The organism is Cupriavidus sp. FW305-27 (genome assembly GCF_058787995.1).
This window is the reverse complement of the sequence record NZ_JBYTAG010000017.1, coordinates 90468-102133: the sequence shown is the minus strand read 5'-3', so window position 1 is coordinate 102133 and position 11666 is coordinate 90468. Positions and strand designations below refer to the sequence as shown.

The following is an 11666-nucleotide window of genomic DNA, read 5'->3' as shown; positions in this document are numbered from 1 at the left end:
GGCTGGAGCAGCCCGCCAAAGAGGTCTTCAGTCAATCGCCGGCGTTGCCTTCAGTCGTTGCGGCCAATGGGTTGGTCGTAGATATAGCGGCGCGACCACGGCAGGGTATCGGCCGGCAGCCCGGCCTTGTGGCAGAGCACCTGGTAGATCGACATCTTCTCGGTCTCGAAGGCATGTGCGCAGCCGGCCAGGTAGACCCGCCAGATGCGGTATTTCTTCTCGCCGACCAGGCTGCGGATGGTGTCGCCGCGGGCCTCGAAGTTGTCGGCCCAGTAGTGCAGCGTCTGCGCGTAGTGGCGGCGCAGCAGTTCGACGTCGAAGGCTTCCAGGCCGCCTTGCTGCAGCGTGCGCAGCACCAGCCCGATATGCGGCAGCTCGCCCTGCGGGAACACATAGCGGTCCATGAACTCGGCGCCGTCCATCGGCGTCGCGCCGTTGTCGGGGTCGGGCGAGGTGATGCCGTGGTTCATCACATAGCCGTCGTCGGCCAGCAGTTCGCGGATGCGGCTGAAGTAGCCGGGCAGGTTGTCCTTGCCCACATGCTCGAACATGCCGACGCTGGTGATGCGGTCGAAGGTGCCGGCGGTGTCGCGGTAGTCCTGCAGCCGGATCTCGATGCGGTCGGACAGGCCCGCGGCCCTGACACGTTCGGTGGCCAGGTCGAACTGGTTTTGCGACAGCGTGATGCCCACGCAGCGCGCACCGAACTTCTGCGCGGCGCGCAGCACCAGCGCGCCCCAGCCGCAGCCGATGTCCAGCAGCGTCTGGTCAGGCTGCAGCCGGATCTTGGTCAGGATGTGGTCGATCTTCTTGATTTGCGCCGTGGCCAGGTCTTCGTCGCCGTGCTCGAAGTAGGCGCAGGAGTAGACCATGTTGGGATCGAGCCAGAGCTGGTAGAAGTCGTTGGAGACGTCGTAGTGGTACTGGATCGAGTTCTTGTCTTCCTGCTTGGTATGCGCGAAGTGCTGCGCCGCCTTGAACAGCGCGCCGCCGGCGCGGTGCGTGGCCGCGGCCGAGAAGCCGTAGGCGACCTTGATGATGTCCGTCAGCCTGCCCTCGAAGTCGATTTTCTCCTGCACATACGCTTCGCCCAGGTTGTCCAGGCTCGGCGTCAGCAGCAGCGGCAGGGCCGCGGCTTCGCGTACGGTCAGCGTGACAGCCGGCTTGTCGAAGTGCCCGAGCGGGTATTCGATGCCATTCCACAGCCGCAAGCTGACCGGCAGATTGGCATTCTCTCGCAGGTCGGCGATCCAGTTGTCGAGTTGCTTTTCCAGGGCTTGCTTGAAAAACATGCGCTTTACCTCCCGATGGTTGCGGCACACGCTGCGGCCGACGCATCAGGCAAGGTTGGTACTGAGCTGGAACCTTGCCCAATCCGTATCGAGCGCTGCAAGAAAAGAGTAACCAAGCGACGCCGGTCTCACTTTAGTCCAATTCCGCAGCTTGTGCAGCGCACCGCCCAGAAGACCCCACTACCGACCCGTTCGGCGTAGTTGGCGCATGTTCAGGCGCGTGCCAACCGTTTCAGGGCGACAGCCGCACGATCTGCCAGTCGCCGCCGGGTTGCAGGCGGAAGGCAATGCGGTCGTGCAGCCGCGACGGGCGGCCCTGCCAGAACTCCAGCGCGGTCGGCACCAGGCGGTAGCCGCCCCAGTGCGGCGGGCGCGGCGGGTTTTCGCCGAACTTGCTGCGGTATTCCTGCTCGCGCTGCTCCAGCACGTCGCGGCCGGGCACCTCGCGGCTTTGCGCAGAGGCCCAGGCGCCCACGCGCGAGCCCAGCGGGCGCGTGGCGAAATAGGCGTCGCTCTCGTCGTCCGAGACTTTCTCGACGCGCCCTTCGACGCGTACCTGGCGCTCCAGCTGCACCCAGTGGAACAGCAGCGCCGCGCGCGGGTTTGCCGCCAGGTCCAGGCCCTTGCGGCTTTCATAGTTGGTGAAGAAGGTGAAGCCGCGGTCGTCGATGCCCTTGAGCAGCACGATGCGCGCGGACGGCTGGCCGTCGGCGTCGACCGTGGCCAGGGTCATGGCATTGGGTTCGGGCAGCTTGGCCGTGACCGCCTCGTCGAACCAGCGTTTGAACTGGCTCATCGGGTCGGGCGCTACGTCGGTTTCGGACAGAGAGCCCAGCACATAGCTACGGCGAAGGTCGGCAAGTTGAGTCATGTCGCAATCATCAGGATATCGGTCGGGATGCGCGGTGCGCCCGGGGGCGGGGGCCGCAGGTCCGGCTGATTCGAGTATAGCGAATGCATCGGGGATCGCATTTGCGTGGCGACAAACGTATCGGCAGCGCCACCTGCCGCGGCGGCTAAACCGGCGGTGGCAGCACCTTGCGCCCCTGGCGCCGCGAGTAGTAGCCGGCCGCGCCCATCGCGCCCGCCATCGACAGGAAGATCGGCAGCATGCCCAGCGCCGTGCCGACCACGCCAAACGTGAGCGGCCACACCACCTGGCTGGTATTGAGCACCGCCGAGCGCAGGCCCAGTGCCTCGCCGGCGCGGCCGTGCGGCGACGCCGTGTGCAGGATATTCATGACATTGGGCTGGGCGCTGCCCAGCGCCAGGCCCAGCACGAAGGCCAGCCCGCACATCAGCCAGAACTGCGTGACCAGGGGGTAGGCCAGGTAGGCCAGCGCTCCCACCAGCAGCGCGCTGCGGATGATTTTCCACTCCGAGAGCCGGCGCGACACCGCCGGCATGGCCACGCGGATGGCAAAGGTGGCAATCGCGAAAGCGCCCAGCACCCAGCCGATCGACGACGGCGACAGGCCGATGCGCGAGCCCTGGATCGGGATCAGGAAGGCGTGCAGGTCCCATGCGGCGGACAGCACCGCACTGGCGATAAAGACCGCGCGCAGCTCGGCATGCTGCAGCAGGTCCAGCGTGGAGTGGCGGCTGCCGTCCTCGATGGCGATGCGCCCGGCATTGCCGCCTTGCGCCGGCAGGCGCGGACGCAGCCATTGCAGGCCGGCCTGGCCGACCAGCGCCACCGCCACCAGCACCATGAAGGCGGGACGGAAGCCCGCATGCTCGATCACGTAGCCCATCGCCACCGGCCCGAGCGTGCCGGACACCGACAGCCCCAGCGCATGCCAGGTGTAGTTGCGCAGCCGGGTCTCGTTGGTGGAGACCTGGCCGATCAGCAGCTGCATCGCCACCTGGACCAGCATGAAGCCCACGCCGATCAGCGCGCATGACAGGTACAGCGCGCCGAGGTCGTGCCAGAGCGCCGGCAGCAGCGTGCCCGCCACCACCATCAGCGAGCCCGCGGTCATCGGCTTGCGCGGCCCGATCTCGTCGATGCGCTTGCCGGCGCGGATTGCCAGCAGCATCGGCAGCACCGCATACAGCGACATCAGCACGCCGAGTGTGATGGTGGAGGCTTTGAGGGAAATCGCGAACAGCGACACCACCACGCGGCTGGCATTGAAGGCCACGTGGTTGCACACCGTCAGCGCGATCAGCCAGGTGATCGGCGGGACGGCGGCGTGCGGCAGCGACATGGGAACGGGGGCTCGCGGTGGCCGCGCTCGTGGCGGCCGGCGGCCGTGCCGAGGCGGGAAAATAAAGAGGAAACAAAGGGCGGCCGCAGCCGCGCCTTCAGAAGGATGCAGCGGGCGAACCCGCACCGCACCCGATGCTTGCCATGCTTAAACTTCTTGTAAATGGCCGTTTAATTATGCGCCCGGCGTGGGCGCGGCACAACGGCTGCGTGCGGCAGGATGTCGCAGCGGGGCCAAGTGTTGTGATTTTGCTTCAGACAATGGCGGACATGCGGCCGCCAGGCGACGCGACCTGATTGCGCACGCGCCTCAACCGCCCTTGTGCAGGGCATCGCTGTCCGGGCGCGCCGGCTTGCGCTCCTCGCGCTCGCTGGCGCGTGCCGGCTGGCGGGTCTGGGCGTCAGCCTGCGCGGCGGTCCCCGGCGTTTCCTTCGGGATCGGCCTGCCGGCGGTCATGCCGGCGGTCTTGCCGGTCCTGGGATCCTTGTAGGTCTTGCCCGGCGGCGGCGCGACCGGGCGTTTGCGCAGGTCGGCCAGCAGCGTTGCGCACAGGTTGTCTTCGCCGTCCGGGGACAGGTCCACCAGCGGCAGCACCGCAGTCGCCACCGGTGCCAGCAGCGCCAGCGACAGCGCGCCGCCGGCGCGCAGCGCCAGCACCCCGATATCGGGGCTGACGGACGGCTTCTTCATGGTGCCGCCCACGTACAGTGGCGAGCGCAGCGAGAACACGCGCAGGCCCTTGGAGTCCGGGTGGATGGTCAGCGCCAGCCTTTCATTGCGCAGGTCGATGCCGCCGGTGGTTTCGACCACCGCATCTTCCGTATCCAGCACAAAGGTGCGCGCCCGCGCGATGCCGTCGGTGAAGGCAAAGTCGCTGACGCCGCAATTGATCCGCACCGGCCTGTCGCCGAACAGCTTGCGGATCACCACGCTGCCCACGTTCAGCCCCATCGCTTCAAGCAGGAACTTGCTGACCGTGCCGTTCTCGACCAGCAGCTTGGCTTCGCCGTTGGAAGACGCCATCAGTGCCGCCACTGAATTGCCTGTGGCCGAGAGCTTCGCGCTGCCGTTGAGTTCGCCGATGCTGGTGCGCATCAGGTCAAAGGTGGGGAACAGCTGCTTGAGCTTCATGTGCCGCGCGGTCATGTCGACCGTGGCCCCCATCGGCTCGCGCTTGCCGTCCAGGCGCATGGTCGACACCAGGTTGCCGCCGGCCACGCCGAAATTCAGCGGGTCCAGCAGCAGCACGCCGTCCTGCAGCTTCAGGTGCGTGACCAGGTCGGTGATCGGCAGGTCGGCATCGCGGATGATGCGCTTGCCGGCAAAGCGCACGTCGGCGTCGATCTCGTCCCAGCGCTCGGTGCGGAATGGCGCCACCGGCAGCGCCTTGTCGGCCGGCTGGGCCACCGGGCTGTCCTTGGCGGGGCGTCCGGGCTTGGCATCGGCGCCGATCAACGGCGCCAGGTCGACAAAGCGCAGCTGGTTGGACACCAGGTTGCCGGCCAGCAGCGGGCGCGGCTCGCGCTTGGTAAAGGTCAGCGTGCCGGACAGGTCGCTGCCGCCGACGCGGCCGGTGAACTTCTGGTACTCGTAGATCGAGCCCTGCTTGCGCAGCGTCGCCATCAGCCGGCCGCGGGTCTGGTACGGGGGCGTGGACGGCAGCACCACGCCGGTCAGCGCATAGAGCCTGGCCATGCTGTCGCCGCTCAGGGTCAGGTGCACGTCCAGCGCGGCCAGGTGGGCCGGGTTGGTCACGGTGCCTTCGATCACGGCGCGGGTGGTGCCAACCCGCACATCGGCCAGGATCGGGAAGGGCACGTCGGCGTTGCGCAGGCTCAGCACCGTGCCGGCCTTGCCGCTGGCGTTGATGGTGGCCTCGTTGTAGCGGCCGGTGGCTTTCCAGCGCACGCCGTAGCGGTCGTCGGGGCCCTTGGCCGTGGCCGGCGGGGCGGAAACGCCCGGCGCCGAAGCCGCTGGCGCGGAGGCTGCCCTGGCCGCGCCGGGTGCACTGGCCGGGGGCCCTGGCGGCACCGCGGAGGCCTCGGGCGCGACCAGCGCGCCGTCGCGGGCCTTGTCATAGAGCGGGCTGCCGCCGATGGTGTCGAGCTCTGCCTGCAGCTCGATCTTCTTGAGCTGGTCGGCCAGCGCCAGGTTGCCGCGCGCCAGCACCACCTCGCCGATATGCAGCTCCCATTCGGACGGGCCCTTCTTGGGGCCGAACTCGAGGGTCCAGTTGTTGCGGGCGTCCGGCAGGCGCTCCAGCCACACCGCCGGGCTGTCGACGACAATGGTCGGCACCGCGATCTGGTGCGCCAGCAGCGGTATCGGACGCAGCACGAAGATCAGCTCGCGCACGGTTGCCAGGTTGGGCTGTTTGGCCCAGTCGGTATTGGCGATGGTGATGTCGCGCGCCGACAGCCGCGGCCACGGCACCAGCGTATGCCAGCCTTTCTCGCCCTCACCGCGGCGCCAGGTCACGGTCAGGTCGCCGTTGATGGCAAAGGGGCGGCCGATGGCCTCGGTGACGCGGTCATTGAGCCAGGGCTTGAGGCGGTTCCAGTCGAAGGTCAGGATCACGACCACCAGCAGCGCGATCAGCGCGATGGGTGTCAGCACACTCCACAGAACAACCTTGCGGCGCACGGGCATGAGGCGGGCTCTCCTGTCTGGCGGGGGGCAGGGCCGGGGCCGCCCAAGCCAGCGCGGGGCGGCGAACGGACCACTGCACGTCTATTGTATAGTTGCGCGCTTCCTGTCTTTGTCGGGGATTGGCTGACATCGCCGCCGGAAAATGCCGGATTCTTGCCCCGCGCAGCCAAGCGCCGACCCTGCCGCACTCCATCGACCCGATACCTCCAGCATGAACGATGCCGCACACGACCTGGCCGGCCTGCCCGAGCCGCTGACCCACGAAAGCCCGGCCGAGGATGACTACCACCGCCGCTTCGGCGGCGTGGCAAGGCTCTACGGCGCCGCCGGCCTGGCCCGCCTGGAGGCGGCCAGCGTGTGCGTGGTCGGCATTGGCGGCGTCGGCAGCTGGGCGGCCGAGGCACTGGCGCGCAATGCGGTCGGGCGCATCACGCTGATCGACCTGGACCATATCGCGCTGTCCAACACCAACCGCCAGATCCATGCGCTGGGCGATGCCTACGGGCGCGCCAAGGTCGAGGCCATGGCCGAGCGCATCGTGGCCATCAACCCGCGCTGCCGGGTAACGCAGGTCGATGATTTCGTCACGCCGGACAATGTGCCCGAGCTGCTCGGCGCCGGCTATGACTACGTCATCGACGCCATCGACGCGGTGCGCGTCAAGACTGGGATGCTCGGCTGGGCCCGGCGCCAGGGCGTGCCGGTGATCACCTGCGGCGGCGCGGGCGGCCAGCTCGACCCCACGCGCGTGCGCATCGACGACCTGGCGCGTACGATCCAGGACCCGCTGCTGTCCAAGGTGCGCGCCGGCCTGCGCAAGCAATGGGGCTTTACGCGCGACCCGAAGAAGAAGTTCGGCATCGCCGCGGTCTATTCGGACGAGCCGCTGCAATATCCCGAGCCCGAGCAGCAGGCCTGCGAGATCGACGAGGCGCCGCCGCTGGACCTGCAGCCGGGCCAGCCGGCCATGCGCGGCCCGCAGGGGCTGGCCTGCGCGGGCTTTGGCTCGTCGGTGGCGGTGACGGCGGTGTTCGGCTTTGTCGCGGCGTCGGCGGTGATCGGCGCGATCGCGCGCGGCTGAAGCCGCCCGGGCCGCTCAGGCGCTCAGCGCGCGCAGCAGCCCGTCGATCTCGGCGTCGCCGGGTGCAAGGTTGTCGAAGAAGATCAGCTCCGGATAATCCGCGGGCGCCGGCATGAAGCGCCGGGTGCGGTAGGCTTCCCAGTGGCCCAGCTTGTAGGCGTCGTTGGGATTGCCGCGCCGGATGATGCGCGCATGGGCCTCGTCTTCAGGCAGATGGACCCAGACCGTGCGCACCGTCGTGCCGGCGGGCACGTGCAGCCAGCCGGGGTCATGCAGCAGGTGGGCCTTGACCTCGCGCGACAGCGGGCCGATCACGATCACGCTGATGCCCAGCGCCAGGTTCTCGCGCGCGGTGTCGAGCAGGCCCTGGTATTCCGGGTCGCGCAGGTTGTTCAGGTAGGCCGGGCTGTCGCGGTCATTGGGGTCGCCGGTGATCGCGGCCATGGCCGCGGCGCTGTAGCGGCCGTACAGGGTGTCTTTGTCGAGCAGGCAGAAGGGCTCGCCGGTGGCCTGCATCAGCGGGCCGATCAGGCGGTGGGCGAGGGTGGTCTTGCCGGTGCCGGCATGGCCGCAGAAGAAGATCAGTCTTGGCATGAGGGTTTGGTGTAGCGGACAGGGCGCATCGCCCACAGCATACCCCCTGGGCTTGCGCCAGATCAGGCCCGGGCCGCGCCGATTCGGTATCCTTGCCGTTTTCTCCCACGATTGCCGTCGATCCATGGACGCCAAAGACCAGCTTTCCTCCGCCGGCCTGCCGGACCACCTCCATCTGGGCGAACCGGTCACCGACGCCACCCATGCCGAGTTCGTGCAGCTGCTGGCCGCGGTGGCCGGCGCCGACGACGCCGGCTTCCTGGCGGCGATGGACGAATGGATCGACCATACCCGCCATCATTTCGCACAGGAAGAGCAGTGGATGGAGGCGATGGGCTTCGGCCCGCGCCATTGCCACGCGGGCGAGCACCAGCAGGTGCTGGCCGTGGCCGCCGCGGTGCGCGACAAGGTGCACACCGATGCCGAGTTCCAGCTTGGCCGCCGCCTGGTGGCCGAGCTCTCGGGCTGGTTCGACCATCACGTCAAGTCGATGGACGCGATGATGGTGGAGCATATGCGCGAGCACGGCTTCACGCTGGTCGAAGGCCCGGTCACGGCGGCCTGAGCGCAGTCAGGCCGGGTGGGCGGCGGCGCGGTCGATCACCACGAAATACTTGCGCACCGGCGCCAGCACCTCGAACAGCCCGGTAAAGCCGGCCGGGATCACGCAGGCGTCGCCGGGGCCGAAGTCGCTGGCCTGGCCGGCATCGTCGCTGATGCGGATGCGGCCGCTGATGACATGGAAGAACTCTTCCTTGCCGGCCGGAAAGGCGATGCGCCAGGCTCCGGGCTCGCATGCCCAGATACCGCAGTCGAAATCGCCGTGCTGCGCGCTGTAGTGCGTCCAGGTGGTGCGGTCGGGGTTGCCTGACACCAGCCGGTCCGGGCGCGGGCGGTCGTGGCTGGGGGCGGGCTCAGTCTTGAAGTCGATCAGGCGGGGCGCTGGCATGGCGGATGGCAGGAAAAATGGCGGAACTGAGTCCGCCAGTTTACCGCGCCGGGGCCCGCGGCCCGGCCGTTCAGTTCAGCGCCGTGCTCAGCTGGCGGCGCCAGTGCGACACCACGTCGGGCCGGTCGGCCAGCATCTCGAACACCGACAGCATGGTCTTGCGGCCGATATCGTCCTCGAAAGTGCGATCGGTGCGCACGATTTCCAGCAACTGCTCCAGCGCCGGCTCGTACTGCTGGCGCGCGATCAGCAGCCTGGCCAGGTCCCGCCGCGCCGCCAGGTCGCGCGGGTCGGCGGCAATGCGCGCGCTCAGGGTGGGCTCGTCCGGCAGGCCGGACAGGCCCTCCATCGCATCCATGCGCATGCGCAGCGCGGCATGGGCGTCCTGCTGCGCGGCCTGCGGCGACAGGGCCTCGAACTGCGACCTGGCCTCGGCGATGGCATTGCCGTCCAGCAGGAAACCGATATAGGCCAGCCGGGCGGCGTCGGTCTCGGGGTCGAGCGCAATGGCTTCGTCGAACTTCGCCTCGGCGCCGGCCCGGTCGCCCTCGGCGGCCAGTTGCAGCGCGTCATGCAGGGCCGTCTGCGCGGGCCTGGGCATCAGCCGCCCGAGGAATTCACGCAGGCCGGACTCGGGCAGCACGCCGATGAACTGGTCCACCGCCTGGCCGTCGGCAATCGCCACCACATGCGGGATGCTGCGCACGCCGAAGTGCGCGGCCAGGTCCTGGTTCTCGTCGACATTGACCTTGACCAGCTTCCACTGGCCGCCGGCCTCGGATTCCAGCCGTTCCAGCATCGGGCCCAGCGTGCGGCAGGGGCCGCACCACGGCGCCCAGAAGTCGACCAGCACGGGCGCCTGGCGCGAGGCCTCGATCACTTCGGTTTCGAAATTCTGCAGGGTCACGTCGCTCATGGGAAATCCTGGATCGGGGAGAGGCGGGAGCGGCCAGCCCGGGCGGGCCGCCCGAAGGGGCAAGGCAATCTATACCCCTATTGTGAGGGCGAAGGCGCCGAATGCAACGCCCTGTGCCAATACCGTGCCCGCAGGGTTCGGGAAAGTCTGCGGTTGAAAATAGAACGATCGTTCGGTTATAGTCCTTGATCATACCAAAAGCCCCGGTCCGCGAGACCGCACAGGAGACCTTGCATGCAGACCCCAGCTCGCCCGCATTTCCAGTTCTGGCCGAAGCGCCTGCCGACCGCCATCGTGCTGCCGGAGACCTCGCTCTGGGCCAACCTGGAAGTCTCGGCGCTCCGCTATGCCGACAAGGCCGCGATCCGCTACTTCGGCAATGCCATCACCTTCCGTGAGCTGGAGGCGCAGGCCACCGCCCTGGCCGGCTGGCTGCAGCAGAAGGCGGGCGTGAAGAAGGGCGACCGGGTGCTGCTGTACATGCAGAACTGCCCGCAGTTCATCGTCAGCTACTACGCCATCCTGCGCGCCGACGCGGTGGTGGTGCCGGTCAACCCGATGAACCGTGCCGAGGAATTCAAGCATTACGTGACCGACGCGCAGGCGCGCGTGGCGATCTTCACCGCCGACCTGGCCGCCGGGGTCGAGCAGGCGCAGGCGGAGCTGGCGCCGGCCGAGCGCCTGGAGCATATGCTGGTGACCCAGTATGCCGACGCGCTGCCGCCCACGCACGAACATCCGGAAGACGCGCCGCCGGCCTGGCTGACCACGCCGCATCCGCTGCCCGCGGGCGCCACCGCGTGGCCCGAGGCACTGGGTGCCGGCCTGCAGCCTGGCCCGCACACCGCCGGCCCGGACGACATGGCGGTGATGCCCTACACTTCGGGCACCACCGGCTTCCCCAAGGGCTGCATCCATACGCACCGCTCGGTGATGCACAACATCGTCGGCGGCTCAACCTGGTCGGGCTCGGGCGCCGAATCGGTGATCCTGTCGGTGCTGCCGCTGTTCCACGTCACCGGCATGCAGTACGGCATGAACGGCCCGATCTACAGCGGCGCCACCGTGGTGATGCTGCCGCGCTGGGACCGCGAGGTGGCCGGCCGCCTGATCTCGCGCTACCAGGTCACGCACTGGACCAATATCCCGACCATGGTGATCGACTTCCTGGCCAGCCCCAACCTGGCCCAGTTCGACCTGGCCAGCCTGCGCTATATCGGCGGCGGCGGCGCGGCCATGCCGCAGGCCGTGGCCGAGCGCCTGCGCGAGCAGTTCGGGCTGAACTACCTGGAAGGCTACGGCCTGTCCGAGACCATGGCGCCGACGCACAGCAACCCGTCGGACCGGCCCAAGCTGCAGTGCCTGGGCGTGCCGACCTTCAACACCGACGCGCGCGTGGTCGACCCGGTCACGCTCAAGGAACTGCCGCCCAACGAGATCGGCGAGATCATCGTCAGCGGCCCGCAGGTGTTCAAGGGCTACTGGGGCAAGGAAGACGCCACCCGCGACGCCTTTATCGAGTTCGAGGGCAAGGCCTTCTTCCGCACCGGCGACCTGGGCCGCATGGACGAAGAGGGCTACTTCTTCATCACCGACCGCCTCAAGCGCATGATCAATGCGTCGGGCTTCAAGGTGTGGCCGGCCGAGGTGGAGAACCTGCTGTACAAGCATCCGGACGTGCAGGAGGCCTGCATCATCGGCACGCGCGACCCGTACCGCGGCGAGACCGTCAAGGCGGTGGTGGTGCTGCGCGCCCATGCCAAAGGCAAGACCACGCCGGAGCAGATCATCGAATGGGCCAAGGAGAACATGGCCGCCTACAAGTACCCGCGCGTGGTGGAGTTCGTTGAGGCGCTGCCGAAGTCGGGCACCGGCAAGGTGATGTGGCGCCATCTGCAGGAATGCGAGAATGCGCGCAACACCGGCGCAGAGGAGAGGCCCGCGGCCTGAGGCAGCCGGGTAGCCAATGAAAAAG

10 protein-coding genes are annotated in these 11666 nt (G+C 68.3%); 3 read left to right on the top strand and 7 right to left on the bottom strand.

Annotation, left to right across the window (positions count from 1 at the left end):
* Window positions 1–50: 50 nt before the first annotated feature.
* From AC3WRI_RS11060 to AC3WRI_RS11045, 4 genes are all read right to left on the bottom strand, one after another.
* On the bottom strand, window positions 51–1292 hold the full coding sequence (locus AC3WRI_RS11060; RefSeq protein ID WP_010813712.1) for an SAM-dependent methyltransferase: 1242 nt from the start codon (window positions 1290–1292) through the stop codon (window positions 51–53).
* A gap of 232 nt (window positions 1293–1524) precedes the next feature.
* Window positions 1525–2163: a pyridoxamine 5'-phosphate oxidase gene (gene pdxH / locus AC3WRI_RS11055; RefSeq protein WP_010813711.1), complete on the bottom strand. Its 639-nt coding sequence runs from the start codon at window positions 2161–2163 to the stop codon at window positions 1525–1527.
* Between the two features lie 145 nt (window positions 2164–2308).
* Window positions 2309–3502: an MFS transporter gene (locus AC3WRI_RS11050; protein WP_492293316.1), complete on the bottom strand. Its 1194-nt coding sequence runs from the start codon at window positions 3500–3502 to the stop codon at window positions 2309–2311.
* Window positions 3503–3811: 309 nt separating this feature from the next.
* Entirely contained in the window at window positions 3812–6151 is a 2340-nt protein-coding gene (locus tag AC3WRI_RS11045) for an AsmA family protein (RefSeq protein WP_492293315.1), read from the bottom strand.
* Between the two features lie 211 nt (window positions 6152–6362).
* Here AC3WRI_RS11045 and tcdA point away from each other — a divergent pair, with 211 nt between their 5' ends.
* Window positions 6363–7232: a tRNA cyclic N6-threonylcarbamoyladenosine(37) synthase TcdA gene (gene tcdA, locus AC3WRI_RS11040; RefSeq protein ID WP_081050145.1), complete on the top strand. Its 870-nt coding sequence runs from the start codon at window positions 6363–6365 to the stop codon at window positions 7230–7232.
* 15 nt (window positions 7233–7247) lie between these two features.
* Here tcdA and AC3WRI_RS11035 read toward each other — a convergent pair whose 3' ends face one another.
* Complete coding sequence (locus tag AC3WRI_RS11035) at window positions 7248–7826, bottom strand: P-loop nucleotide/nucleoside kinase family protein (RefSeq protein ID WP_010813707.1); 579 nt, start codon at window positions 7824–7826, stop codon at window positions 7248–7250.
* 124 nt (window positions 7827–7950) lie between these two features.
* On the opposite strand from AC3WRI_RS11035, the gene AC3WRI_RS11030 reads away from it, so the two are divergent.
* Window positions 7951–8391 carry a bacteriohemerythrin gene (locus AC3WRI_RS11030; RefSeq protein ID WP_010813706.1) on the top strand — a complete coding sequence of 147 codons (441 nt, stop codon included), beginning with the start codon at window positions 7951–7953 and terminating at the stop codon, window positions 8389–8391.
* A gap of 6 nt (window positions 8392–8397) precedes the next feature.
* Here the strand turns inward: AC3WRI_RS11030 and AC3WRI_RS11025 are convergent, their stop codons facing one another.
* Complete coding sequence (locus tag AC3WRI_RS11025; protein ID WP_011615838.1) at window positions 8398–8775, bottom strand: cupin domain-containing protein; 378 nt, start codon at window positions 8773–8775, stop codon at window positions 8398–8400.
* A 70-nt stretch (window positions 8776–8845) separates the two neighbouring features.
* The gene (gene trxA / locus AC3WRI_RS11020) at window positions 8846–9691 is read right to left on the bottom strand and encodes a thioredoxin (protein ID WP_010813704.1); all 846 of its coding nucleotides are present in this window, start codon (window positions 9689–9691) and stop codon (window positions 8846–8848) included.
* 234 nt (window positions 9692–9925) lie between these two features.
* Here trxA and AC3WRI_RS11015 point away from each other — a divergent pair, with 234 nt between their 5' ends.
* The gene (locus AC3WRI_RS11015) at window positions 9926–11641 is read left to right on the top strand and encodes a long-chain fatty acid--CoA ligase (protein WP_010813703.1); all 1716 of its coding nucleotides are present in this window, start codon (window positions 9926–9928) and stop codon (window positions 11639–11641) included.
* Window positions 11642–11666: the final 25 nt, after the last annotated feature.